Source organism: Streptomyces sp. NPDC107522, from assembly GCF_055657525.1.
This window is the reverse complement of record NZ_JBVKAU010000005.1, coordinates 399,054-422,575: the sequence shown is the minus strand read 5'-3', so window position 1 is coordinate 422,575 and position 23,522 is coordinate 399,054. Positions and strand designations below refer to the sequence as shown.

At 70.3% G+C, this 23,522-nt stretch carries 25 protein-coding genes and 1 tRNA gene; 16 read left to right on the top strand and 10 right to left on the bottom strand.

Annotated elements, in window-relative coordinates:
- Positions 1 to 456 precede the first annotated feature (456 nt).
- Together ACZ7L6_RS19085 and ACZ7L6_RS19080 are read right to left on the bottom strand one after the other, a co-directional pair.
- Complete coding sequence (locus tag ACZ7L6_RS19085) at positions 457 to 1,134, bottom strand: HAD-IA family hydrolase (protein WP_471925267.1); 678 nt, start codon at positions 1,132 to 1,134, stop codon at positions 457 to 459.
- A gap of 166 nt (positions 1,135 to 1,300) precedes the next feature.
- Entirely contained in the window at positions 1,301 to 1,882 is a 582-nt protein-coding gene (locus tag ACZ7L6_RS19080; protein WP_471925265.1) for a TMEM165/GDT1 family protein, read from the bottom strand.
- 375 nt (positions 1,883 to 2,257) lie between these two features.
- On the opposite strand from ACZ7L6_RS19080, the gene ACZ7L6_RS19075 reads away from it, so the two are divergent.
- The 5 genes from ACZ7L6_RS19075 to ACZ7L6_RS19055 all read left to right on the top strand — a co-directional run bounded on the left by ACZ7L6_RS19075 (position 2,258) and on the right by ACZ7L6_RS19055 (position 8,411).
- Positions 2,258 to 2,902 (top strand): HNH endonuclease family protein, encoded by a 645-nt coding sequence (locus tag ACZ7L6_RS19075; RefSeq protein WP_471925263.1) that lies wholly within the window; start codon positions 2,258 to 2,260, stop codon positions 2,900 to 2,902.
- A gap of 78 nt (positions 2,903 to 2,980) precedes the next feature.
- Positions 2,981 to 4,630: an alkaline phosphatase D family protein gene (locus ACZ7L6_RS19070; protein ID WP_471925261.1), complete on the top strand. Its 1,650-nt coding sequence runs from the start codon at positions 2,981 to 2,983 to the stop codon at positions 4,628 to 4,630.
- Between the two features lie 429 nt (positions 4,631 to 5,059).
- Positions 5,060 to 6,982 carry an FAD/NAD(P)-binding protein gene (locus tag ACZ7L6_RS19065; protein WP_471925259.1) on the top strand — a complete coding sequence of 641 codons (1,923 nt, stop codon included), beginning with the start codon at positions 5,060 to 5,062 and terminating at the stop codon, positions 6,980 to 6,982.
- A 93-nt stretch (positions 6,983 to 7,075) separates the two neighbouring features.
- Complete coding sequence (locus tag ACZ7L6_RS19060) at positions 7,076 to 7,513, top strand: DoxX family protein (RefSeq protein ID WP_471925257.1); 438 nt, start codon at positions 7,076 to 7,078, stop codon at positions 7,511 to 7,513.
- Between the two features lie 286 nt (positions 7,514 to 7,799).
- Positions 7,800 to 8,411 carry a DedA family protein gene (locus ACZ7L6_RS19055; RefSeq protein WP_471925255.1) on the top strand — a complete coding sequence of 204 codons (612 nt, stop codon included), beginning with the start codon at positions 7,800 to 7,802 and terminating at the stop codon, positions 8,409 to 8,411.
- A 370-nt stretch (positions 8,412 to 8,781) separates the two neighbouring features.
- On the opposite strand, the gene ACZ7L6_RS19050 is transcribed toward ACZ7L6_RS19055, so the two are convergent.
- Positions 8,782 to 9,015 (bottom strand): DUF2277 domain-containing protein, encoded by a 234-nt coding sequence (locus ACZ7L6_RS19050; RefSeq protein WP_471925253.1) that lies wholly within the window; start codon positions 9,013 to 9,015, stop codon positions 8,782 to 8,784.
- A 108-nt stretch (positions 9,016 to 9,123) separates the two neighbouring features.
- Here ACZ7L6_RS19050 and ACZ7L6_RS19045 point away from each other — a divergent pair, with 108 nt between their 5' ends.
- Positions 9,124 to 10,029 (top strand): ketopantoate reductase family protein, encoded by a 906-nt coding sequence (locus ACZ7L6_RS19045; RefSeq protein ID WP_471925699.1) that lies wholly within the window; start codon positions 9,124 to 9,126, stop codon positions 10,027 to 10,029.
- A 52-nt stretch (positions 10,030 to 10,081) separates the two neighbouring features.
- On the opposite strand, the gene ACZ7L6_RS19040 is transcribed toward ACZ7L6_RS19045, so the two are convergent.
- From ACZ7L6_RS19040 to ACZ7L6_RS19020, 5 genes are all read right to left on the bottom strand, one after another.
- Positions 10,082 to 10,975, bottom strand: coding sequence for a LysR family transcriptional regulator (locus ACZ7L6_RS19040; protein ID WP_471925251.1), 894 nt, complete (start codon positions 10,973 to 10,975; stop codon positions 10,082 to 10,084).
- Positions 10,976 to 11,181: 206 nt separating this feature from the next.
- Positions 11,182 to 11,844, bottom strand: a complete 663-nt coding sequence (locus ACZ7L6_RS19035; protein ID WP_471925249.1) for a type 1 glutamine amidotransferase domain-containing protein — start codon at positions 11,842 to 11,844, stop codon at positions 11,182 to 11,184.
- Positions 11,845 to 11,877: 33 nt separating this feature from the next.
- On the bottom strand, positions 11,878 to 12,609 hold the full coding sequence (locus ACZ7L6_RS19030) for an HAD family hydrolase (protein WP_471925247.1): 732 nt from the start codon (positions 12,607 to 12,609) through the stop codon (positions 11,878 to 11,880).
- Positions 12,610 to 12,701: 92 nt separating this feature from the next.
- Entirely contained in the window at positions 12,702 to 13,247 is a 546-nt protein-coding gene (locus ACZ7L6_RS19025; protein WP_471925245.1) for a DJ-1/PfpI family protein, read from the bottom strand.
- A gap of 10 nt (positions 13,248 to 13,257) precedes the next feature.
- On the bottom strand, positions 13,258 to 14,025 hold the full coding sequence (locus ACZ7L6_RS19020) for a cupin domain-containing protein (RefSeq protein WP_471925243.1): 768 nt from the start codon (positions 14,023 to 14,025) through the stop codon (positions 13,258 to 13,260).
- Between the two features lie 257 nt (positions 14,026 to 14,282).
- Between ACZ7L6_RS19020 and ACZ7L6_RS19015 the strand changes: the two genes are divergently transcribed.
- From ACZ7L6_RS19015 to ACZ7L6_RS19000, 4 genes are read left to right on the top strand one after another with little or no spacing between them, the layout of a single operon-like run.
- Complete coding sequence (locus tag ACZ7L6_RS19015; RefSeq protein ID WP_471925241.1) at positions 14,283 to 15,083, top strand: DJ-1/PfpI family protein; 801 nt, start codon at positions 14,283 to 14,285, stop codon at positions 15,081 to 15,083.
- A 29-nt stretch (positions 15,084 to 15,112) separates the two neighbouring features.
- Positions 15,113 to 16,246 (top strand): ferritin-like domain-containing protein, encoded by a 1,134-nt coding sequence (locus ACZ7L6_RS19010; RefSeq protein ID WP_471925239.1) that lies wholly within the window; start codon positions 15,113 to 15,115, stop codon positions 16,244 to 16,246.
- A gap of 43 nt (positions 16,247 to 16,289) precedes the next feature.
- Positions 16,290 to 16,442, top strand: coding sequence for a hypothetical protein (locus ACZ7L6_RS19005; RefSeq protein WP_471925237.1), 153 nt, complete (start codon positions 16,290 to 16,292; stop codon positions 16,440 to 16,442).
- Positions 16,439 to 17,131 carry an SDR family oxidoreductase gene (locus ACZ7L6_RS19000; protein ID WP_471925235.1) on the top strand — a complete coding sequence of 231 codons (693 nt, stop codon included), beginning with the start codon at positions 16,439 to 16,441 and terminating at the stop codon, positions 17,129 to 17,131. Before ACZ7L6_RS19005 ends, ACZ7L6_RS19000 begins: the two co-directional genes overlap by 4 nt.
- 81 nt (positions 17,132 to 17,212) lie before the next feature.
- Here ACZ7L6_RS19000 and ACZ7L6_RS18995 read toward each other — a convergent pair whose 3' ends face one another.
- On the bottom strand, positions 17,213 to 17,770 hold the full coding sequence (locus ACZ7L6_RS18995; RefSeq protein WP_471925233.1) for a MarR family winged helix-turn-helix transcriptional regulator: 558 nt from the start codon (positions 17,768 to 17,770) through the stop codon (positions 17,213 to 17,215).
- Between the two features lie 68 nt (positions 17,771 to 17,838).
- Between ACZ7L6_RS18995 and ACZ7L6_RS18990 the strand changes: the two genes are divergently transcribed.
- The 3 genes from ACZ7L6_RS18990 to ACZ7L6_RS18980 all read left to right on the top strand — a co-directional run bounded on the left by ACZ7L6_RS18990 (position 17,839) and on the right by ACZ7L6_RS18980 (position 20,548).
- Complete coding sequence (locus ACZ7L6_RS18990) at positions 17,839 to 19,095, top strand: MFS transporter (protein ID WP_471925231.1); 1,257 nt, start codon at positions 17,839 to 17,841, stop codon at positions 19,093 to 19,095.
- A gap of 77 nt (positions 19,096 to 19,172) precedes the next feature.
- Entirely contained in the window at positions 19,173 to 20,027 is an 855-nt protein-coding gene (locus tag ACZ7L6_RS18985) for an oxidoreductase (protein ID WP_471925229.1), read from the top strand.
- Positions 20,028 to 20,203: 176 nt separating this feature from the next.
- Positions 20,204 to 20,548, top strand: a complete 345-nt coding sequence (locus ACZ7L6_RS18980; RefSeq protein ID WP_471925227.1) for a hypothetical protein — start codon at positions 20,204 to 20,206, stop codon at positions 20,546 to 20,548.
- Between the two features lie 44 nt (positions 20,549 to 20,592).
- Here the strand turns inward: ACZ7L6_RS18980 and ACZ7L6_RS18975 are convergent.
- Positions 20,593 to 20,664 (bottom strand) — tRNA-Val (locus ACZ7L6_RS18975).
- A 246-nt stretch (positions 20,665 to 20,910) separates the two neighbouring features.
- On the opposite strand from ACZ7L6_RS18975, the gene ACZ7L6_RS18970 reads away from it, so the two are divergent.
- From ACZ7L6_RS18970 to ACZ7L6_RS18960, 3 genes are all read left to right on the top strand, one after another.
- Positions 20,911 to 21,684 carry a DUF4097 family beta strand repeat-containing protein gene (locus ACZ7L6_RS18970; RefSeq protein WP_471925225.1) on the top strand — a complete coding sequence of 258 codons (774 nt, stop codon included), beginning with the start codon at positions 20,911 to 20,913 and terminating at the stop codon, positions 21,682 to 21,684.
- Between the two features lie 74 nt (positions 21,685 to 21,758).
- Positions 21,759 to 23,207: a hypothetical protein gene (locus ACZ7L6_RS18965; RefSeq protein ID WP_471925223.1), complete on the top strand. Its 1,449-nt coding sequence runs from the start codon at positions 21,759 to 21,761 to the stop codon at positions 23,205 to 23,207.
- Positions 23,208 to 23,232: 25 nt separating this feature from the next.
- The gene (locus ACZ7L6_RS18960; RefSeq protein WP_471925221.1) at positions 23,233 to 23,454 is read left to right on the top strand and encodes an FmdB family zinc ribbon protein; all 222 of its coding nucleotides are present in this window, start codon (positions 23,233 to 23,235) and stop codon (positions 23,452 to 23,454) included.
- Positions 23,455 to 23,522 lie beyond the last annotated feature (68 nt).

Below are 23,522 nucleotides of genomic sequence, written 5' to 3'. Positions count from 1 at the left end.
GGCGGCGGCGTTGTTCGTCCAATAGCTCGGGGCTGCGGCTTCGAGGGCGGCTGCGGGTGGTCGGTGGCTGATCGCGCAGTTCCCCGCACCCCTGGGTCGGCACCGGCACCGTCGGCTGGGCCGGGCTGCGAGGCGGCGGCGTTGTTCGTCCAATAGCTCGGGGCTGCGGCTTCGAGGGCGGCTGCGGGTGGTCGGTGGCTGATCGCGCAGTTCCCCGCACCCCTGGGGCAGCTGCAGGACCGCCGACCGATCCGTACAGCCCGCCAGCCCCCACCACCAGCCTGCGCCGCACACCCCAGCCCGCGGGCCCCGCACCCACCCACCCAGCCTGCGGGCAGTCGTGCCGCTGGGGCGGCACCCGTCCCAAAGAGAGGCGGCACCCCGCCAGCGCGGGCGAGCGTCCCCGCCCCCGCCCAGCCCCCGCGCCGGGCACCGCACCCCACACCCAACCGCGCCCTAGCCGACGTACACCCGCATCGACCCGTCCCCCACAGCCTCGACCCGCACCCCCCGCAGATCCCCGATCACCACATCCGGCCCATGGAACCCGGCCCGCGGCCCGATCCCCACGACCCCCATCCCGGCCGCCAGCCCAGCCTGAATCCCCGCCCCGGAATCCTCGAACACCACACAGTCCTCCGGCGCGACCCCCAACTCGGCCGCCCCCTTCAAGAACCCCTCCGGATCGGGCTTGCTCTCCCCCACCGACTCCGCAGTGACCCGCACATCAGGCAGCTCCAGCCCGGCGGCACCCATCCGCGCCGCCGCAAGCGCGGCATCCGCCGAGGTCACCAGCGCATGCGGCAGCCCCCGCAGCGAGGCCAGAAACTCCGGCGCCCCGGGAATCGGCACCACGCCCTCCACATCCGCCGTCTCCTCGGCGAGCATGCGCGCGTTGTCGGCGTGGTTCTGCTCCATAGGCCGGTCGGGCAGCAGCAGGGCCATCGAGGCGTACCCCTGCCGCCCGTGCACGACCTTCATCACCTCGTCGCCGTCCAGTCCGTGCTGCTCGGCCCAGCGTCGCCAGATGCGTTCCACCACGGCGTCCGAGTTGACGAGCGTGCCGTCCATGTCGAGCAGGAGGGCGCGGGCGGTGAGCACGGTGGGCACGGAAGGCACGGTGGTGGCCGACATCGGCAGCTCCAAGGCGAGGGGCACGGGAGCACACGGGTGGCCCCCGGAGGGACAAGGTGGTCCCGCCCGCCGGTCAGGGAAAACGAGCGGGAGCCACTTTGTTCCCCCACGGTACAAAATCGAGCCCCGATCGCGCCACCACCTACAGAAACCGTTCACCGACAGTTCAGCCGGCGACCGCCTCCCACAGGCTCCACACCCCGAGCCCCAGCATCACCAGCACCGCCACCTTGGTGATCAACCGCAACGGCACCCGCCGCATCAGCGCCTTCCCGCCGAGGATCCCGATCGCCGCGACGGACCACAGCGCCAGCACCGCACCGATGCCGACCGACAGCGGATCGTCGTACCGCGCAGCGAGGTTCGCCGTCATGATCTGCGTCAGATCCCCGAACTCGGCGACCAGGATGAGCATGAACCCGGCCCCGGACACCTTCCAGAAGGACTGGTTCTCCGGCTTGCGGATCTCCTCCTCGTCCTCGTCCCTCTTCATCAGGAGCACGGCGGCGCCACCCAGGAAGAGCACACCCGTGAGCGCCTGCACGATCTGCTGGGGCAGCAGCGTCAGCACGCTGCCGGCCGCCACGGCGAGGGCGACATGCAGCGCGAACGCGGCGGCGACACCGGCGAAGACGTAGGAGGCGCGATAGCGCGTACCGAGGACGAGCCCGGCGAGCGCGGTCTTGTCGGGCAGTTCGGCGAGGAAGACGACGCCGAAGACGACCGCCGTCACGGTAAAGCTGATCAAGGTTCCTCAATCGGTCGGGGCTGCCCCACCGAGAGTGCTGTACATCCTGCAGAGACACCTCGGCACGGCAGCACACGCGGCACCCGTGCCGTACGGCACGGGCGTGCACTGCTTGCCGAAGGTCTCGCTGGCCGACCCCTCGATCGAGGTCCGCCCCCGGGCGCCGGCTCAGACGAGCTGAGCAGTATGTCGACGGTCCGGCGAAGAGCTACTCCCCTTCAACTCCAACCATCGTACGTGATCGTTTCGCCATAAACCTTGCTGTGTCATGTACGCGTCACTAGCTTCTAACCGAACGCACACCTCCCCGCAATACGGCGCCGCGAGCATTCCTTCGCCCGCACGCCAACACCCCCACCCCCCAAGGGAGTTCGCATGTCGAAGTTCTACGCGCGTCGACGCGTCAGCATACTCGCGGCGCTGACCGGCGTCATTGCCTCCGTCGGGCTTTTCAACGGCCCGACCGCATCCGCCGCGCTCCCGACGCCCGTCAGCGCCGCCACCGCCCGCACCTACCTCGCCTCGCTCACCGTGGCCACCGAGGACCGCACCGGCTACGACCGCGACCTCTTCCCGCACTGGATCACCCAGTCCGGCGCCTGCAACACCCGCGAGGTCGTCCTCAAGCGCGACGGCACGAACGTCGTCCAGGACTCCTCCTGCGCCGCCGTCAGCGGCAGCTGGTACTCCCCGTACGACGGCGCCACCTGGACGGCCGCCTCCGACCTCGACATCGACCACCTGGTCCCGCTGGCCGAGGCCTGGGACTCCGGCGCCGACAGCTGGACCACCTCCCGCCGCCAGGCCTTCGCCAACGACCTGACCCGCCCGCAGCTGATCGCCGTCACCGACAACGTCAACCAGGCCAAGGGCGACCAGGACCCGGCCACCTGGATGCCCTCGCGGACCGCGTACCGGTGCACGTACGTGCGCGCCTGGGTGCAGGTGAAGTACTACTACGGCCTCTCGGTCGACTCGGCGGAGAAGTCCGCGCTGACGAACTACCTGGCCAGTTGCTGATCGAACCGTGACCCGCGGAACCTCCCCGCCGACCTCCGTCGTTCCGTACCGTACGGGGCGACGGAGAGGGGCGATGACGTGGCCGGACTGCGCCTGGGACCACTGCTGAGGTACGCCGACGGCTCGTCCGCGACCGTCTGGGTCGAGGCGAGCCGTCCGTGCACCGCCGAAGTGCGCGGAGCGGACGGTTCCGGCGGCGAGGCCCGTACCTTCCAGATCGCCGGGCACCACTACGCCCTGGTGCCGGTGACCGGTCTCGCTCCGGGGACGACGACGCCGTACGAGGTCTTCCTCGACGGCACGCGCGTGTGGCCGCTTCCCGACGCCGGGTCCTCCGGTTCCTCTCGGAGGTTCCCGCCCTCCGTCATCCGCACCCCGTCCGACGGTGACCCCGTCCGCCTCGCCTTCGGCTCCTGCCGCTGGGCCGCGCCGCCCGCCGACGAGGAGGACCCGGTCGGCCCGGACGCCCTGGACACGCTGGCCGCCCGGATCGCGGCCGACCCGGAGGGTGAGCGGCCGGACGTGCTGGTGCTGCTGGGCGACCAGGTGTACGCCGACGAGACCTCCAAGGCGACCCGGCGCTGGCTGGCCGCCCGGCGCGATCTGAACGACCCGCCGGGCAGCGAGGTCGCGGACTATGAGGAGTACACCCGGCTGTACTACGAGTCGTGGCTCGATCCCGAGGTGCGCTGGCTGCTGTCCACCGTGCCCAGCTGCATGATCTTCGACGACCACGACGTCATCGACGACTGGAACACCTCCGCCGCCTGGCTCGCCGACATGCGGGCCACCTCGTGGTGGCGGGAGCGGCTGCTGAGCGGGCTGATGTCGTACTGGGTGCACCAGCACCTGGGCAATCTGTCGCCGGACGAGCTGGCCGCCGACCCGCTCTACGCCGCCGTACGCCAAGTCCCCGACGGCACCGACCTGTTGCGCGACTTCGCCTGCCGCGCCGACGCCGAACCGGCCTCCGTGCGCTGGAGCTACCGGCGCGACTTCGGGCGCGTACGGCTGCTGATGGTGGACACCCGGGCGGCCCGGGTGCTCGACGAGGACGCGCGCTCCATGCTCGATCCGGGTGAGGCGCGGTGGCTGCGCGAGCAGGCGCTGGACGCGCGCGGTTCGTACGACCACCTCCTCATCGGTACGTCCCTGCCGTGGCTGCTGCCGCACCTGGTGCACGACGCCGAGGCGTGGAACGCCGCCCTGTGCCGGGGCGAACGCGGGGAGCGCTGGGCGCGGTTCGGGGAGCGGCTGCGGCGGCGGGCGGATCTGGAGCACTGGGCGGCGTTCCCGGCGTCCTTCGACGCGCTGGCGGCGCTGATCGCCGAGGCCGGGTCGGGGGCGGGAGCGCCGGCGACGGTGTGCGTGCTGTCGGGGGACGTGCATCACGCGTACGTGGCCGAGCCGAGCTGGCCGCAGGGCGCGGGGCCCGACGCCGGGGTGTTCCAGCTGACCTGCTCACCGGTCCACAACGCCATCCCGCTGGCGATCCGGCTCGGCTTCCGCTTCGGATGGAGCGGGGTGGCGCGCCGGCTGGGCCGCCGGTTCGCCGGACACGGGGGGTGTCCGAAGCCGCCGATCGACTGGCGTCGAACGGGTGGGCCGTGGTTCGGCAACCAGTTGATGACGTTGACGTTGAGGGGGCGTTCGGCGGGGTTGCGGTTGGAGCAAGCGCGGGGTGCGGCGGGGCTCCGGGTGGTGGCGGAGGCGGAACTTACGCCGTGAGGGTGGGGTGGGGGGCGCCTGAGAGCTCGGGGTGTGCGGTTCGTTGGCGACTGCGGCTTGTGTGTGGCTGGTCGCGCAGTTCCCCGCGCCCCTTGGGGCGATGCCGGGGCCGCGTGTCAAGAGCTCGCCCAGCGCCTTGAAGCCGACGTGCAGGCCAACCCCCCAGGGGCGCGGGGAACTGCGCGACCAGCCCCCACCGGCCCGCAGCCGCCGACGAACCCGAAGCCCCCGAACCCACCGCGAAGTCCGAACTCAGCCCACATTCACCCCGTTCCGACCACTTGCAACCTGCGTGGCACGTGATGCTCGTGAGGCATCCCACACTCGCTCACCCTGAGGCCCGGTCAACCTCGGTCCCGACGGCATGATGAGCCGGACCGTCCGCTTCCGCGGAGCGCTCCGCGCCCCCCACGCCCGGGAGTCCCCCCTTTGACTGCACCGACCTCCGTACCGACCCCGGAGTCCCCCACGGTCTCCGTCGCCCTGGTCGGCGCGGGCCCCCGCGGCACCAGCGTCCTGGAACGCCTCTGTGCCTCCGCCGGCGAACTCCTCCCGCACGGGGCGCGCCTCACGGTCCATGTGATCGACCCCGCGCCGCCCGGCCCCGGGCGCGTGTGGCGGACCGCGCAGTCGTCCGAGCTGCTGATGAACACGGTGTCCTCGCAGGTCACACTGTTCACCGACGACAGCGTGGACTGCTCGGGCCCGATCCGGCCGGGTCCGAGCCTGTACGACTGGGCGGCGGGCGCGCTCGGCCCGGACGAGTATCCGACCCGGGCCCACTACGGCCGGTACCTGGAGTGGGTGTTCGCGAAGGTCGTGCGCGAGGCGCCCCCCGCGGTACGGGTCGAGACGTACGCGGCCCGTGCGGTACGGCTCGACGACGCGCCCGACGGCCACCAGGTCCTCACCCTCGACGACGGCCGCACGCTGCCCGGCCTGTCCGCCGTGGTCCTGGCCCAGGGGCATCTACCGACGGCCGCCGACGCGACACAGCGCCGCCTCGCCGCGTACGCCGAGCACACCGGCCTGCGGTACGTGCCGCCCGCGAACCCGGCCGACGTCGACCTCTGCGCCGTATCCCCCGGCGAGCCGGTGCTGCTGCGCGGCCTCGGCCTCAACTTCTTCGACCACATGGCCCTGTTGACGACCGGCCGCGGTGGCCACTTCCTACGCACCGGCGAGGGGCTCCGCTACGTCCCCTCCGGCAACGAGCCGCGCCTGTACGCCGGTTCGCGGCGCGGCATCCCCTACCAGGCGCGCGGTGACAACGCGAAGGGGCCGTACGGCCGTCATCTCCCGCTCGTCCTGACGCCCGAGGTGATCGCCGGTTTCCGCAAGCGGGCGGACTCGGGCGAGGCGCCGGACTTCCTCGCGGAGATATGGCCGCTGGTGGCGAAGGAGGTGGAGACGGTGTACTACACGGCGCTCATACCGGAGGCAGGGGCTGAGGCTCGGCGGGCGGAGTTCGCTGAGCGCTTTCTCGCCGTCCCCCACCGCGATCCCCAAGAGGCGCTCCTGCTCGACGAGTTCGGCGTCCCGGAGGGCGAGCGCTGGAGCTGGGACCGGGTCTCCCGGCCGTATACGGGACGGGACTTCGCGGATCCCGGGCAGTGGCGCGAGTGGCTGCTGGCGTATCTGCGGGAGGACGCCGCGCAGGCCGCCCGGGGCAATGTGGACGGCCCCCTGAAGTCGGCCCTCGACGTGCTGCGCGACCTGCGCAACGAACTGCGCCTGATCGTCGACCACGGCGGCATCGCCGGCGCCTCCCGCCGGGACCACCTGGACCGCTGGTACACCCCGCTCAACGCCTTCCTGTCCATCGGCCCGCCCCGGCGGCGCGTGGAGGAGCTGGTGGCACTGATGGAGGCGGGCGTGGTGGAGCTGCTCGGGCCCCGGCTGGAAGTACGGGAGGAGGCGGGGGCCTGGGTGGCGCACTCCCCGGAGGTGCCGGGTTCGGCGGTCCGGGTGACGGCTCTGATCGAGGCGCGGCTGCCGGAACCCGACCTGCGCCGCAGCGCCGACGACCTGCTGGCCGGGCTGCTGAAGACCGGGCAGTGCCGCCCGCACGCCGTCGACGGTTACGAAACCGGCGGGCTGGACGTAACGCAGCGGCCGTACCGTCTGATCGGCCGTCAGGGTCGCGTGCACGCCAGGCGGTTCGCGTTCGGGGTGCCCACGGAGGGTGTGCACTGGGTGACGGCGGCGGGGGCGCGTCCGGGTGTGGATTCGGTCACTCTTTCGGATGCGGACGCGGTGGCACGGGCGGTGCTACATGCGGTTGTTCCCGGGGCTGAGGGGGATTCCGAGGCGAAGTCCTGGCCGAATGTTGAACTTGCAAGTGTTGATTAGGGCTACCTAACGTGGGGGCTACCGATCAGTATCCGTCCCCACGCCGTTCTTTTCAGAGGACCGGCAAACATTCAGACCGAGGGAGTCCCCCACATGACCGGACGCCTTGACAGCGCCCAGCCTTATGCCATCGGCCTGTTCCGCATCGTCGTCGGCCTGCTCTTCGCCTGCCACGGCGCCAACTCGCTCTTCGGCACCTTCGGCGGGCAGACCGCGGAAGCCGGCGCATGGCCGGGCTGGTACGCCGCCGTGATCGAACTCGTCGGCGGCAGCCTGGTCCTGCTCGGCCTCGGCACCCGCGCCGCGGCGTTCATCTCCTCCGGCGCCATGGCGTACGCGTACTTCAAGGTCCACCAGCCCCAGGCGCTGTGGCCCATCGAGAACCAGGGCGAAGGCGCCGCCATGTACTGCTGGGCCATGTTCCTGCTGATCTTCACCGGCTCCGGTGCGTTCGGTCTGGACCGGCTGTTCGCCAAGCGTTCCGCGGCGCGGAGCGGGACGGCGGCCGACCAGACGCCGGTGGCGGCCTGACCGCTCCGGCGCAGGCGGGGCCCGGCCCCGACCCCGGCGGGAGTGCGGCCTGCCCCCCGTACGACGGCGCCCGTGTCCGCGTGTCCCACGCGGTGCGGGCGCCGTTTCGCTGCGCTCGTTCCCACAGGGGTTCGGGTGAAGATACTGTGCCGAACACACGAGCCCCCGATGGATCTCCTGTCACACCCCAGGCGTACGCTGTATGGCTGTCATAGGCCGCCCCTGCCGCTCCCCCGCGACGTCGCGGCACGGTGGTGCGGCCACGGGGGACAACGGGGAGTTTGCGGTGCTCGAGGGTTTCGAGGATGTGGGTTCGCTGACGGCGGCCCCGTGGATCTACGGCGTGGTCGGACTGTCGGTCCTGCTGGACGTCTTCCTGCCGGTCCTGCCCAGCGGCGTACTGGTGATCATGGCGGCAACGGCGGCGGCCGCGGGCTCGGGGGCCGCGACCGGTCGGGTCCCCGGAGAGGTCCCGGACATCCTGGCCCTGACGCTGTGCGCCGCGACGGCCTCCGTCCTGGGCGACCTCGTCGCCTACCGCCTCGCCCGGCGCGGCGGCGCGCGGCTGGACCGCGCGATCGCCCGTTCCCGCCGCCTGACATCGGCGCAGGAACGTCTCGGCACGGCTCTGGCCCGGGGCGGCGGCGCCCTGGTGGTACTGGCCCGCTTCGCCCCCGCGGGCCGCTCGGTGGTCTCCCTGGGCGCCGGCGCTACCCAGCGCAGCGCCCGCGACTTCCTCCCGTGGTCCGCCCTGGCGGGCCTCACCTGGGCCGTCTACAGCGTGGCCCTCGGCTATTTCGGCGCCCAGTGGCTCGGGGCGACGTGGCTCGCGACGGGGGTGTCGGTGGCGGCGCTGTTCGGGGCGGGGGCGGGGGCGACGTATCTGATGCGGCGGTAGCCCTGCCGGGGGAGCCGCTCGCCCGAGAGCTCGGGGCTTCGGGTTCGATGGCGGGTGCGGGTGGTGGACGCCTGGTAGCGCGGTTCCCCAGGAGCTCGGGGCTTCGGGTTCGTCGGCGGCTGCGGGTGGTGTGTGGCTGGTCGCGCAGTTCCCCGCGCCCCTGGGTTGGCTGCGGCACTGCCGGCTGGTCAGTACCCACCAGCCTGCGCCCTCCCGCAGCCACCCACCCATCCTGCGGGCAGTCGTGCCGCTGGGGCGGCACGGGTGGGCGCTGGGGGTGCCCCCTCTGGGGGAGGCACCCCGCCAGCGCGGGCGAGCGTACCGACCCGGCCCCAGCTCCAGCGCCGGGCACGCATCGGCCGACCCCGCGCTACCCGGCCTTCCTGGCCGCCCCGACCCCCCGCACCTCCAGCCCGGCGAGCAACTCGCCCGTAGCCTCGGCGATCGCATCGACGGCACGGTCGAACACCTCCCGGTTGTGCGCGGCCGGGGCCCGGAAGCCGGAGACCTTGCGCACGTACTGGAGGGCGGCGGCCCGGATCTCTTCCTCTGTCGCCTCGTCGGGCAACACGGGCGGACGGAGTGTCTTGATACTGCGGCACATGCAGACAAGTCTCCCCCCGAGAGGGGTCTGTCTGCCATGATCACTTCAGAGGCGGCCACCACGACCGAGGGGCCGACCGACGAAAGGAATCCCATGACGGCGAACCGCATGGCGACGAACGGCCACCTCACCGTGGCGGTCCTGGGCCCGGGCGGCATAGGCGGCCTGCTGGCAGCGCTCCTGTCCAGGGCGGGCCACCGCGTCATCTGCCTGGCCGGCGACGAAACGGCCAAGACCCTGCGTACGACCGGAATCCACGTCCGCAGCGGCCTGTTCGGGGACTTCACGGCCGACGTCGAGACGGACACCGAACTGCGCGAACCGGTCGACGCCTGCCTGCTCACGGTCAAGGCCACCACCCTCGAGGCGGCCCTGACCCGGGTCCCGCCCACCGCGCTGGGCGACGCCCTCGTCGTACCGTTCCTGAACGGCGTGGAACACCCCCAGGCCCTCCGCGCCCGATACGGCCCCGACCGCGTCGCCCCCGCCGTCATCCGCGCCGAGTCGACGCGTGTGGCCCCGGGCGAGATCGAGCACGCCAGCCCCTTCGCCGAGATCGACCTCACCGGCGACACGGTCCCCCGCGACCGCCTGGACGCCCTCGCACAGGTCCTCGACGCGGCCGGCCCCACCACCCGCGTCCTCCCCGACGAGACAGCGGCCCTGTGGGCGAAGATGTCCTTCCTGGCCCCGTTCGCCCTGCTCACCACCCGCCACGCCCTCCCCCTCGGCGACGTACGCACGCACCACCGCGAGGAGTTGACGTCCCTCGTCGAGGAGACGGCAGCCGTGAGCCGAGCCTGCGGCGCCCCCGCCGACCCGGCCCAGGCCCTCGCCCGCTACGACGCCTTCCCGCCGAGCACGAAGTCGTCGATGCAGCGGGACGCCGAGGCGGGCCGCACCCTCGAACTCGACGCCATCGGCGGCGCGTTGCTGCGCGCGGCGGAACGGCACGGCGTGCCGACACCGGTGACGGCCCGCCTGGTACGCGAGTTGAGGGACGCCGGCCACTAGCGCTCTGGGTTTCCTCTTCCAGGATTCTCCAACACCGGTTTCCTTCCGGGGATCACCACGCTTTGGCTGTGGTGAGGAGATGATCGTGGAATTTGGCGATGGCCGGGTCGTCGAGGGTTCCGGAGCGGGTGGCCAGATAGAAGGTGGTGATGGGCGGTATTTCGGGATCCATCAGCACGACCAGGTCGTCACGGGAAAGCTCCTCCCTGCACAGGAATGAGGGGAGAACGGCGATCCCTACGGAAGCGACCACCGCGGCCTTGACGGCGCGCATGTCGGAAACAACGAGGGCCGGCCGTGCGGGGGGAGGCGACTCGAACACGGTCTGCCAGTAGTGGCGCGTGATGGGCTCCGATTCACCGTTCGTCACCATCGGCAGCTTCTCAAGCGCTCGCACACCGTCGACCTCCAGAATTCCCGGAGGCAGCTCGCCGGCCATCTCGGGAGAGGCGACCAGGACGAGGTCTTCATCGTTGAGCGGTGTGCTGTCGATTCCGCGGCACCTGGGCTGCACGGAGGATATCGCCATGTCCACGGCGCTGGCCTTCAGTTCTTCCAGCAGGTTGCTCGACGTGTCGAGGCTGATGTCGATGTCCATGCCGTCGGCGGTGAGCTGCGCGAGGGAGGGCAGAACCCGCTCGGACATGAGTGCCGCAGGTCCGCCCAGCCTGAGGGGCCTGTCGCCGAGTGAAGTACCGAGTCGCCGGGCGATGGTCTGGTTGAGGTCGCTGATGGCCTGCCTGGTCTCGCTGGCCAGGATCTGGCCTTCCTCGGTCGGTTCCGCTCCTTGCGGAGTCCGGTCGAATAACTCCTGGCCCAGGACTTTCTCGAGGCTCCTGATCTGCTGGGTCACGGCCGGCTGAGTTATCCCGAGTCTGTTAGCCGCCTTGGTGAAGGATCCGCATTCGAAGACCGCTATGAATGTCTGAATCCACCCCAGTTGCATATACGCTTCCCCCGTATATCTCGTAAGGCCGGGGCAGATATATATGCAATTAATTGTCCTGTCTACCCCGTTGGATATAACTGTACCGGACAGCGGTTGCCGGGGTCTAGCGATCTTCGGTTGGCCGCCGTCAAAGGGATGGCAAAAATGCCGGCAAGTGGCTCCATCCGGCCGTCACGTCGGATAGAGCCACCCGCCGGCGGCTTTCAGGACAGTTCAGTGATCACCAGTTCGGCCACCTTCGCGGCGCTGGCGGGATTCTGGCCCGTCACGAGACGGGCGTCAGCCACCGCGAATTCTTGAAAGTTGTCCGTCTTGACGAACTTGGCACCCTTGGCGATGAGGGCGGATTCAAGCGCGAAAGGAACCACGTCCGTAAGACCGACGGCGTGCTCTTCCTCATTGGTGAAGGCCGAGACCTGCTTCCCCTCGACGAGGGGCGTTCCGTCGGTGAGGGTGACATTGACCAGCCCGGCCGGACCGTGGCAGACGCCGGCGACGACACCGCCCTGTTCGTAGATACGGGCCGCGAGCTGAGCGAGCGCGGCGGCGTCGGGGAAGTCCCACATCGTGCCGTGACCGCCGGCGTAGAAGATCGCGTCGTAGTCGGCCGGGTCGAGGGTGTCGGCGGTGGGAGTGCCGGCGAGTTGCTCCTCGTGGGCGGCGAGGAAGCTCTGGGTGACGGTGTCGCCCTCCTTGATCCCGTCGCGGGGGGAGGCGCCGCCTGCCACCGAGACGAAGGCGATGTCCCATCCGTGGGCGCGGAAGACCTCTGCCGGATGGGCCACTTCGGGCACGTAGAAGCCGGTGGGGCGGCCGGTGTCGCCGAGCCGGCCGTGGGAAGTGAGGGCGAAAAGTACCTTCGGCATTGTGGTGGTGTCCTTACCTGGTGGGTGTGGTGATCAGGCGGTGAGCTGGGCGAGTTCGGGCAGGTAGATGCGTCGTTGCTTGCGCGTGATGGCCCGGTCGATGTGGTCGGGTGTGTGGTATCCCCACCAGGCCCAGAGCGAGTTGGCTCCGGTGTCACGCACGGCGAGCGCGTTGGTGATGTGGTCGTCGATGAAGGTCACCGCCGAGGCCGGCAGCCCGTCTCCTTGGGCGAGCTGCTGAACGGCGGTGCGCTTGTCGGAGCACTCGCCGATGACCTGTGTGACGGTGGATTCGAGCTGGTGGTGCTCGAGGATGTCCCAGACGCTGGCCTCGTCCTTGGCGGTGACGATGGAGGTGCCGCGTCCCTGGTGGCGGCGCAGGAGATCGGCCATGCCCGGGTAGAGGGTGTGCATGGCGAGCCATTCGTCGCGCTGCCGCTCGCGCAGCGTGGTGCGTACTGCGGTTGCGCCGCGGACGAGACCGGCGAGCCTTTTCGGCGGGATGCGAGCGCGCAGTGCCTCGTAGTCGTCCACGGTGCGGATGGATTCGGCGGCGTTGTCGCGGGCGACCATGAAGTCGTCCAGCAGTCGCGCGAAGGTGCGTACCCGCCGGAAGCGCTCCATGAAGGTGGCCGGCATGGCCGCGGCCAGTTCGGCGATGGGCTTGTCGGCGAGGGCGGCCGGATCGTGGTCGGCGTAGTAGGTGACGACGGCGCATTCGGTGAGGGCGTCCGCGATGACGCCGTCGAAGTCGAGTATCAGCACGAGAAGACTCTCCGTTGGGGGACGCGAGGGGCGGGTGCCGGACCGGGGAGTGGGGCGCCCGCCCCTCGCGTGTCAAAGGCGGGCCGTGCCGGTCAGGCGGCTACGACCTGGTTCTTTGCGACGGTCTCGAAGACCTGCTGCATGAAGCGGCCCACGTAGGCGTAGTACGAGCAGGTGATGATGTGGCCGTCGACGATGACGTCGGAGTCCACGACGTCTGCTCCGGCGTTGATGACGTCGTCGCGCAGGCCGATGTAGGCGCAGGCGCGGCGGCCCTTGAGGACACCGGCGCTGACCATGATCCAGGGGCCGTGGCACAAGCCGGCCACGACCTTCTCGGCCGCATCCATCGCGCGGACGAAGTCCAGCACGGCCGCGTCCTGGCGCACGCGGTCCGGCGCCTCGTGACCACCGGTGAGGATCACGGCGTCGTAGCGGGCGGCGTCCAGCTCGTCGAAGGAGATCAGCGGCCGGGCGGTCTTGTCCATCGGCAGGGGTATGCCGTACTTGCCCGTGACGTCGGCACCGTTCTTGGTGGCGATGTCGACGTTCCAGCCCTCCTCGAGCAGCCGGTAGTAGGTGTAGACGACGTCGTGGTCCTGGAATCCGGGACCCGTGATGATGACGGCGTTGGGCATGCGTTTCTCCTTAGTCGAGTGCCAGGGACAGGTAGTACTGGTCCAGTGCGGGGCGTCGGCCGTCTGCCTGTGCGGGGGCGAGGATGTCGAGCTCGCCGGTCACCACACCGGTCAGGCCGAGCGGGATGTGGAAGAGGTCCCGGGGCTGGCGCCGGTAGAAGATGTCGGCGCCGGCGCGGATGGAAAAGCCGAACTCGCCGTCCGGGGAACGGTCGCGGAGCCTGGCCTGGGGCAGGAACGAGACAGGGCGCGCGGGCAGGTCCGGGACCTCGGTGTGGTCCTGCTCGTAGCCGGTGCCCTGCCGGTCGTAGTTGTCCCGGAGCCGGATCAGGTCGAACTTGTTGCGGGGGGCTTCCACTTCGACCAGCCACAGCGGGCCGGGCCCGATGCTCTTGCTGGAATGGAAGGCGCCGCCGCCGATACGCAGGATCGTCCCTGCCCCTACGGGGACCTGGCCGGAAAGGGTGTCGGTCACTCCCTGCCCCGCGAGGCACAGCAGGTAGGTCAGCTTCCGCGGATGCACATGCATCGAGGTGGATTCACCCTCATTGATCTTCAGGTTCCACACATCGATGAAGTCGTCCACGTAAATGCGGTATTCCATGCCCCACGGCTTGGGAATGACCTCATTGAGGTGGTGATCCGCCTCCGTGTTCTCATTTCCGATGCGTGAGCCTTTCCTTACCGCCTCATTGAGGGCGGAGAAATCACGCGGACCGGGATCGATTCTCACCATCAGATCAGACGCGTTCTGGATGCCCTGAGCCATCTCAGGCATGGCTGATCCCCCTTTTCATGGCTGGCTTCGTCCCCGGTCTGGCAAGGACGTTAGACAGAGCCGTCACGACTTCCAAATAGCAGCCGCTATGGCCGCCATAACAGCGCGCCGGGGGCTTCGGGAGGTGATGGCCGCCTGCGTCCCTGCTTATTTGATGCACCGATCGCCTATTGGCAGGGTGCCTTCAGGAATCCACGCCGCACCGACATCGAAGCGGCTGGTTCCCCTATTTGCCCCCATTTTTGAGGAGACACACTGTGAGCACCCCGACGCCCGCTCGAGGCCGCCAGGGCCAGGCACCGGACAGCGTGACGCCGCAGATCAACTCCATCGGCGTGCTGGGCTACGAAGCCTGCTCGGAGCAGGACACCATCACCCCTCTGGAGATATTCAAGGGGGCAGGGATGGTCACCTCCGGCCAGATCGCGCCGTGGCAGCGTGAAGCGGCCGCCCGCGAGCTGGATGTGCGCCTGGTCGCCCTGGAGCCCGGTGTCATCAAGATGCAGATGGGCACCAACGTCGTCGCCGACTCCGTCCTCAACGACGACGAGCTCTTCGACATCCTCTACATCCCCGGCGGCGTCGGCTCCGGAGCACTGCTGACCAACGACCGGCTCCACAAGGTCATCCGGCGCCACCACGAGGCCGGGAAGGTCATCGCGGCGAACTGCTCGGGCGTCGGCGTCCTGGCACGCTCGGGCATCGTCAACGACGAGCCGCTGACCTGCGTCGCGGCGGTGGCGCGGGGTCTGCGCGAGGAAGGCTTCACCGTTCCCGTCGCCCGGCGGATGTGGATCGCCAACACCGCCTCCCGGATCTGGACGTTCACCGGCTCCTACGGCGTCAACGGCGGCGCCGTCGCGCTCGTCGCCCACTACTTCGGGCGCGAGGTCGGAACGATCGTCTCGATGATGTTCGACACGCTCGGCGGCATCGGAGACGTCATCTTCGAGGAGACCGGACCCGAGTTCTACCAGCACCCGGAGCTGGAGGAGTCCTTCCAGAACCTCTTCCAGCCCATGCTCTACCCGCCGCTGGACGCCGACGCCACTGCCTGAGCACCCGACTCCCCCTGGAGAGCCGTCACATGACCACGCCCATCCCGCTGCGGGACCTCGACTGGATCCGCGGCGCACTGCAGACCGCGGTGGCGCTCGAGCACTCCACGATGCCGCTGTACTGCGCCGCCATGTACTCGCTCGAGGTGCAGAACTACCCCTCCTACAACACCATCCGCAGCGTGCTGATGGAGGAGATGGTCCACATGGCCATCGCCGCCAACATGGTCGCCGCGCTGGGCGGCAGCCCGGACATCAAGGGCCTGGCGCCGTCCTACCCCGGCGCCGGCGGGCTGCCGGGCGGGGTGGCCCCCGACCTGCGGCTGCGCCTGGCCAGGCTGTCCACCACGAGCCTGGAGGCGTTCATGCGCCTGGAGGCCCCGGAGTTCATGCTCAACGCCCGCCAGCGGGGATCCGCCTACCCGACGATCGGCGCGTTCTACGACGCCGTCCGGGAGGCGATCATCCGCAATGCGGCAGCGGTCGAACGCGCGGTCCGGATGGGCGGTCCGGCCAACCAGGTGGGCGGCAACCTCGGCTACCTGACCTTCGAGCCGGACGACGGTGATCCCGTGGGCAAGCTCCTCCAGGGGCTCGACATCATCACCGAACAGGGGGAGGGCGACGGCGAGGGGACGGTGGAGACGGCCCGGGAGAACTTCCAGAAGGAGGGATCCCACTACGCGCGCTTCGCCGAACTGCGCTACGGCCGGCGCTACCTCGCCCCCCAGGACACGGTCATCTCACGAGAGACGGAACGGGACTTCTTCACCGGCGAGGAGATCGCCTGGCCCGTGGTCATCAACACGCTCGCGGTACCGGACGACGGCTACGCGGCGCTCCTCGCACTCGATCCGCAGGGACCTGAGGTCCGCAAGGAACTCGAGGGCTTCGACGACGCCTACACCCAGATGATGGTGGCCCTGGACACCTCGTGGAACGGTCCGGTCGAAACCTGGTGGCCGTCACTGGGTGCCGCGGTCACGCAGATGGACCAGATGCGTGTGCGGTCCTGCTTCAACATCATGCGCCATCAGGTCCCGCCGGCGGCCATTGCCCGGCTGGCTGAGCTGTACCCACGCGAATACCGGGCGTTGGAGCGCTACACGGACCTGAGCCGACCCGTCTTCTACGGCCCGCGCTTCATCAACAACGCCGCATGAAACAGCTGTGGTGGCCCACCTGCACGGCCACCACAGCACCGGGATGCCCTACGGACGAGCCTTCGCCCACCACCACCTGACCAGCCTCGGTGGCCACATCGGGCTGGTCGACATCACCCGGCAGCCCTCCTTCCTGCGGAACTGGACGCCGGACGGACAGCCGATGCCCGCCATCGACGAATCGAGCCTCGTATGAAGCCCATCACCCTGATCACCGGCGGCAGCAGCGGCATCGGTGCTGCCACCGCCCAGAGCCTGCTCAAGCAGGGCCACCGCGTCGCCCTCACGGGCCGGGACCCCGACAAGCTCGCGGCCTTCGCGGCCGCCCAGGACACCCGCGACGACCTCATGACACTGCCGGGAGACACCTCCGACGCCTCCGCCGTGACCAAGGCCGTCCGGCTCGTGACGCAGTGGGGCCCTCTGGAAAACGTCGTGGTCAACGCGGGGTTCTCGCTGCCCGGAACGCTCATGGACCACACACCCGAGGCCATGCAGGCCATGGTGATGACCAATGTGCTGGGTCCCGCACTCGTCGTGCGCGAGTGCATGCCCCACCTGAAGGACAGCCGCGGCCGGCTCATCCTGGTCGGCAGCGTCGCCGGGGCCAAGAACAGCCCCGACAACCTCTACTCGGTCACCAAATGGGCGCTGCACGCGCTGGCGGAGAACACCCGGCTCGCGGTCACCGCCGATGGTGTCGGGGTGACCCTGGTGGCGCCCGGCAAGGTCGACACCCCCTTTTGGGACAACCGGGGAGGCCGGCCGGAAGGCCCGGTGATGAGCGCCCAGGACGTCGCCAACTGCATCCTGTTCGCCTTGAACCAGCCGTCGGGCATGGACATCAACCACCTTCAGATACGGCCCGTCGGGCAGCTCAACTGAGGCCTGCTGCGCGCGCAGGCGCCCGACCGGGAAGGTCTCCCTCTGCCGGCCTGCGGCGGTTGGTCTGCTGTCGGCCGCGGCTCAGGCGTCTTTGGGAACGTCGTGGCGGGTGGCCTGGCCGAACTCGTCCTCGAGACGGCCCAGCAGGCGGCTGAGCAGCGCGTTGAGATTCTTCAGGTCATCTGGCGAGAGCGCTTCGGCGAACAGCCGGCGCTCCCGGTCGGTGCGCTGTTGTGTGGCGGCCCGCCAGCGGTCCTGGCCGTGCGAAGTGAGCCGGACGGGTTTGCTACGGCCGTCGTCCGCGGCCACGGACTCGATCAGTCCCGCCTGGGAGAGGCGGGCCAGGCGCACACTCATCGTGCCCGAAGTAATGCCCAGTTGCTGGGAGAGCGTGGTGGGAGAGGCCTGGTAGGGCGGGCCGGAGCGCTGCAGGGCCGACAGCGCCGCCCAGTCGCCGGCAGTGAGCTCGTTGTCGGCCGCGACCTGGGTGAGCAGGCGGTCGAAAAGCCTGCCCATGCGCCCGATGCGCTGGCGGGCGGCCTCGGTCAGCGGATCGACGTCGGGCATGTCGGCGACCCACCGAGGCAGTTCGGCCTCCACCGAGTCATGTGGCTCAAACGGTTGCTCGGAGCTGGACACCTTTGACACTCCCTTGAGTCTCAAGATAAATTACCTTGGCACTCAAGATAACCACATCAGGAGGGCTCGTGACACACACGTCCACCAACGAGGATCCGCACGGCCTGCCCTGGGCCGGGCTCCTCGCCCTCGCGGTCGCCGGATTCGTCACGGTGCTCACCGAAACGGTCCCCGCCGGCCTCCTCCCCCAGATCAGCGACGGCCTCGACGTCTCACAGGCCACCGCCGGACAGTTGGTCACCGTCTACGCGTCCGGCTCCATGCTCGCCGCGATACCGCTGACCGCACTCACCCGCCGCTGGCCACGCCGCCCCGTGCTGCTGGCCACCGTCCTGTCCGTGGTCGCGGCCAACGCCGCCACGGCAGCCTCGCCCTGGTTCGCCCTCACCTTCACCGGCCGCCTCATCGCCGGCCTGGGCGCAGGCCTGCAGTGGGCGATGATCGCCGGATACGCCATGCGCATGGTCCCCGACGCCAGCAAGGGCAGGGCCTTGGCCATCTCCATGGGCGGCGTACCCATCGCCCTGGCCGTCGGCGTCCCCGCCGGCACCGCCCTGGGCACCGGCATCGGATGGCGCTCCACCTTCGTCGTCATGGCCGCCCTCGGACTGGTCGTCACCTTTTGGGCCCGCGCCGCCCTTCCGCCCATCTCGGGGGAGGCCGCCCACGAACGCGTCCCGGTCAGGCGGGTCCTCATGCAGCCCGGCATCACGATCCTGATGCTGGTCGCGTTCGCCTTCGAGGTCGGTCACATGAACATGTACACGTACATCGCCTCGTTCCTGTCCTCCTCCGGCCTGGACAACCGAGTCGACGTCGTCCTGTTCGTCTTCGGCCTCGCCGCCATCACCGGACTGTGGCTGACCGGAGCCCTCATCGACCGCCACCTGCGCGCCGTCGTCCTGACCACTTTCGCGGCCTTCACCGGCGCCATGGCGCTGCTCGCCACCCTCGCTTCCAGCCCCGTGACCACCGTCGCCGCCATTGCCGTCTGGGGAATGGCCCTGGGCGCGGCCCCGACCATGCTGCAGGCTGCATCCGCCCGAGCCGCCGGCTCCGCCATGGAAATCGCCCAGTCGATGCTGGTCACGATGCTCAACGCAGGCATGGCCGCAGGGCCTTTCCTGGGCGGCGCTCTCTACGCGGCCCGAGGCACCGGTCCCCTGCCCTGGACCAGCCTCGGCCTCTTCGCCGCCGTACTGGCCCTGGCCGCCGCGATGGGCCGCACCGCCTTCCCCACGGCCGGTGACGCGCGAACGGAGAGCCCCGGACCACAGGAGCAGCCCGACGACGCCCTGGCCGTCGGGTCGCGCACCGCCGGCTGACAGTACGCCGACGCAGCCCGAGCAGCCGCACCGCTGACACAGCCTCATGTTCAAGGACCACCAGGTAAGGAACTCCGATGCCGTCACACAACGCTGATCCCACGACCACCAAGGTGTGGTTCATCACCGGCACCAGCACCGGTCTGGGCCGCGCCCTGGCCCACGAGGTCATCGCCGACGGCGACCGGCTCGTCGCCACCGCACGCGACACCAGCACCCTCGACGACCTCGTCGCTCTCGCGCCCGACCGGGTCCGTGCGCTCCCCCTGGACGTCACCGACCCCACCGCGGTCCGCCTCGCAGTGGACACCGCCCTCAAGGACTTCGGCCGTATCGACGTCCTGGTCAACAACGCCGGCTACGCACTGCGCGGAGCCCTCGAAGAGCTCTCGGAGACCGAGCTGCGCCGACAGTTCGAAACCAACGTCTTCGGCGCACTGGATGTCACACGGGCCGTTCTGCCGGCCATGCGGGCCCAGCGCTCCGGCCGCATCGTCCAGATGTCCTCCGTCGGCGGCGTCATGGCCACCCTGGGCGGAACCGCGTACGCGGGCACCAAGTTCGCCCTTGAAGGACTCTCCGAGGGACTGGCCGCCGAAGTCGCCCACCTCGGCATCCACGTCCTCATCGTGGAACCCGGCCCCTTCCGCACCGACTTCACCGGCCGGTCCGTGCGCTGGGCCGACCCGATCGACGACTACCAGTCCGCCCTGGACCCGGCCAAACAGCAGTTCCTCGCCATGCACGGCACGCAGCCGGGCGATCCCGCCCGCGCAGCCCGCGCCATCATCACAGCCACCCGGATGGAAAACCCCCCGCTGCGTCTCCCGCTGGGTGCCAACGCCGTCGACCGGATCCGCGAGCGCCTCCAACGACGACTGCAGGAGGTGGACGAGGTGGAGTCTCTCGGCCGTCCGACCGACTTCGACTGACCACCCGCAGGACGGCGCCTCACCGAGCCCCCCGTCTCGGTGAGGCGCCTTTTTGGGTCGCGGTGCAGGAGACACGCGCTCAAGGAACGCGTGGCGATCATCCGCCCACACACTCGTTCGCATGAACCGCCCAAAGGAGCTCGCAACCCAAAATCGAACAGGCGTAGCATTGCGCCGTGGCTACGCCCTATGACTTTCCGAGTGACCTCCTCGCCGGCCAGGAGGAGCTGCATCAGGTCCGGGCCGAGCTGTCGGCCCTGCTGAGGCGGCTTCCCTGGTCGGTCGTGCCCCTGGACGGATTCAGCGACGACAACGGCTGGCGCAAGGTCGAGCGCCCCGCCTCCCCCGGCTGGACGGAGGACGAGCAGGCGGAGGTGGAGAAGCTCCGACGGCGCGAACACGAGCTCGCCGTGTTCGTCAGCGGCCACCGCTTCTGGTCGGAGCTGTCCGGAGCGGAGCGGGTCGACGCCCGCATGAAACTGAAGCACGCCCACGAGGCGTCCACCGAGGAAGAGAACTGAAACGCACAGGGCCCCGCCGCGAACGGCGGGGCCCTGTGCTGCTGTGGGCGCGGACGGTTTCGAACCGCCGACATCCTGCTTGTAAGGCAGGCGCTCTACCCCTGAGCTACGCACCCGAGAACGAGTCGACAGCCTACCTTGCCAGGGGCCATGTCCCGCAAACCCGTATCGCGGACGGTCCGGGGAGGCCGGGGGATCCGGGGGCACACCGGGGGTTGTCCCCACCACGGATCCGGGAGCAGCCCGGATCCTCCGGCGGACCCGGGATCCGTACGATCAAGGAATCGTCGTCATCCTGAGCCGTCGACCCCGGTGTCAGGGGAGTTTCAGCACGTCTCAGGAAGTCTCAGGGGGAGTCCGTCATGGCCCGTACCGTTCCCACCCGCGCCGTCGCCGTAGCCGGAGCCGTCGTGGTGCTCGTCGCGGGTCTCGCCGCGTGTGGGGCCTCCGCCGGGGACGACAAGGATCCCGAGCACCGGTCCTTCGCGCTGGAGGGGCGGACGCTGACCGTCGACTCCGACGACTCGGCGCTGGAGATCGTCGCCGCCGACGGGACCAAGACCGGCACCGTCGAGGTCACCCGGTGGTTCCAGGGGTCGGTCGCGATCGGTTCGGACCCCGAGGTGACCTGGGCGATGAAGGGCGACCGGCTGGTGCTGCGGGAGAAGTGCTCCGGCATGATCGCCGACTGCTCGGCCAAGCACCGTATCGAGGTGCCGCGCGGCGTCACCGTGAAGGTCGAGGACGGGGACGGCAGCGTGCGGGCGCGGGGGTTCCGGGACGCGCTGAGCATTCGTACGGCGGACGGGTCCGTGCAGGTCACCGACTCCAGCGGTCCGCTGGACCTGGAGACCCGCGACGGCTCGGTGCGGGTCTCCGATGTCTCCTCGCGCCGGGTGAAGGCGAAGACCAATGACGGCTCGGTCCGGCTCGAACTCGGCACCGTGCCGGACCTGGTGGAGACCCGCAGCGGCGACGGCTCCGTGACGGTCGAGCTGCCGCGCGCCACGTACCGCGTGACGACGCAGGCCGGTGACGGCGCGGTCGACGTGTCCGTGCCCCGGGACGACACCAGCTCCCATGTGGTCTCCGCGCGCACCGGCGACGGAAAACTCACGGTGCGAACGGCGAACTGACCGGCCCGTGTGTTCGTCTTGAACCGGTGGGAGAATGACACCGGGCAGGGTGAATGACAGCACGGGAGAGGGATGTGACGGCGACACCTCCGCAGCCGAACTCGCCGTCAGCGCCGCGCGCACAGCGCCGCCCCGCGCGCTTCGCCCCATGGGCCGGCCGTCCCGCCGTACAGGCCGGTCGTCGCGCGATCCGACCCGCTGGGCAGGCCCTCCGCGACACCCTCACCCTGGCCGCCCTCCCCCTCGTCGCCGTCCTCGCCCTGCCCGCCGCCTTCGCCGGTGGCGGTACGCGGCGGTGGTTCGGGGGACGGGCCGAGAGCCAGCGGGCCGAGGCGCAGGCCGCGAAGGACGCCGCGGCGGCCGCGTTCTATGAGCTGGACACCGCCCAGCGGGATCTGCGGATCTCCATCGAGACGATCGCGGCCGTGGACGACTCTCCGGCCGCACGGAATGCGATCACCGGCTTCGAGGCGCTCGGGCGGCGTATCGACGAGGCCAGCCACCAGTACATCCAGGCCGTCGACGCCCACGACCTGGACCGTGACGACCTGGAGGCCTCGGCTGCCGCACGCGCGCGTACCGAGCTGACCAGGGCCAAGGACGAGCTCGACACCGTCAAGCGCGAGCTGGACCGGTTCGCGGACGGGCTGGGGCCGCTGCTCGGCAAGGCCGAGACCCAGCTGGCCCGCCTCGCCCCGGCCGTGGAACGCGCCCGGCAGGGCCTGCTCGCCGCCTCGAACGCGCTGGACGCCGTACGGGCATCGGGCCTGACGGCGGACGACCTCGCGGCCCGGCTGGCCGCTCTCGCGCCCGAGCTGACCAAGCTGAACCAGGGCGCCGGGCAGCACGGTGTCCCGCAGACGCTGGAGCGTGCCGAGCGGGTGGCGCGAGCGGCGGAAGCGGTCCGGGTGGAGGCGGAGCGGCTGCCGGAGAAGGCCGCCGAGATCGACCATCGCCTCGTGTCGCTGCGTACGCGTGCGCAGGCGCTCACCACCCGTGCCGGGCAGGTCGAGCCGGTGCTGAGCGAGCTGCGGCGGCGGTTCACCGTGGCCTGCTGGCAGGACCTGCAGGGCGTCCCCGACCGTGCCGCGGAGAACGTACGGCAGGCCGAGCTGAAGCTGAAGGAGGCCCAGACCGCGCGGGACGCCCAGCGCTGGCCGGACGCCACCGCGCTGCTGTCGACGGTCCGGGCGCTGCTCAACAGCACCGACGAGTCGGTCTCCGCCGCCGGCGACCGGCTGCGCCGGCTGAACGCCGTACAGAAGGACCCCCAGCAGGAGATCGACCGGACGCGCTTCGCAATCCGGGACGCCCAGCGGCTGGCCATGGCGGGGCGGAACACGCCCGATCCGCGGCACGCACGGCCCCTGGACGACTCCGTCGCGCGGCTGGAGCGGGCGATCGGCACGCTGGAGGGGCGCCATCCGGACTACTGGCACTTCCTGACCGAGGCGGAGGCGGTGCGGCGGGCGGTGGCCGGGGTGGTCGCGCAGATCCGTGAGGAGCGGGGCGGCACGCACTGACCCGGACGCCGGTTAACCTGTGCGCATGCCTCGCTACGAGTACCGGTGCCGCAGCTGCGGCGACACGTTCGAACTGAGCCGGCCGATGGCGGAGTCGTCCGCGCCGGCGAGTTGCCCTGCGGGGCATGACGACACGGTGAAGCTTCTGTCGACTGTGGCTGTGGGCGGCACGGCGTCGGCTCCCGTCCCCGCGCCCAAGGCGAGCGGCGGGGGCGGTGGGTGTTGCGGCGGGGGTTGTTGCGGCTAGTCGCCTACGGGGGTGCCGCGAGGTGCCGTCGTGTGGGTGCGGCGGCGTGGTGGCTGGTCGCGCAGTTC

Coding starts and splice junctions, on each gene's coding strand:
- ACZ7L6_RS18960 (WP_471925221.1), top strand. CDS start 23,233: ATGCCTCGCTACGAGTACCGGTGCCGCAGCTGCGGCGACACGTTCGAA.
- ACZ7L6_RS19035 (WP_471925249.1), bottom strand. CDS start 11,844: ATGCCGAAGGTACTTTTCGCCCTCACTTCCCACGGCCGGCTCGGCGAC.
- ACZ7L6_RS18985 (WP_471925229.1), top strand. CDS start 19,173: ATGCCGTCACACAACGCTGATCCCACGACCACCAAGGTGTGGTTCATC.
- ACZ7L6_RS19075 (WP_471925263.1), top strand. CDS start 2,258: ATGTCGAAGTTCTACGCGCGTCGACGCGTCAGCATACTCGCGGCGCTG.
- ACZ7L6_RS19040 (WP_471925251.1), bottom strand. CDS start 10,975: ATGCAACTGGGGTGGATTCAGACATTCATAGCGGTCTTCGAATGCGGA.
- ACZ7L6_RS19000 (WP_471925235.1), top strand. CDS start 16,439: ATGAAGCCCATCACCCTGATCACCGGCGGCAGCAGCGGCATCGGTGCT.
- ACZ7L6_RS19045 (WP_471925699.1), top strand. CDS start 9,124: ATGGCGACGAACGGCCACCTCACCGTGGCGGTCCTGGGCCCGGGCGGC.
- ACZ7L6_RS18970 (WP_471925225.1), top strand. CDS start 20,911: ATGGCCCGTACCGTTCCCACCCGCGCCGTCGCCGTAGCCGGAGCCGTC.
- ACZ7L6_RS19025 (WP_471925245.1), bottom strand. CDS start 13,247: ATGCCCAACGCCGTCATCATCACGGGTCCCGGATTCCAGGACCACGAC.
- ACZ7L6_RS19005 (WP_471925237.1), top strand. CDS start 16,290: ATGCCCTACGGACGAGCCTTCGCCCACCACCACCTGACCAGCCTCGGT.
- ACZ7L6_RS19020 (WP_471925243.1), bottom strand. CDS start 14,025: ATGCCTGAGATGGCTCAGGGCATCCAGAACGCGTCTGATCTGATGGTG.
- ACZ7L6_RS19050 (WP_471925253.1), bottom strand. CDS start 9,015: ATGTGCCGCAGTATCAAGACACTCCGTCCGCCCGTGTTGCCCGACGAG.
- ACZ7L6_RS19060 (WP_471925257.1), top strand. CDS start 7,076: ATGACCGGACGCCTTGACAGCGCCCAGCCTTATGCCATCGGCCTGTTC.
- ACZ7L6_RS19085 (WP_471925267.1), bottom strand. CDS start 1,134: ATGTCGGCCACCACCGTGCCTTCCGTGCCCACCGTGCTCACCGCCCGC.
- ACZ7L6_RS19010 (WP_471925239.1), top strand. CDS start 15,113: ATGACCACGCCCATCCCGCTGCGGGACCTCGACTGGATCCGCGGCGCA.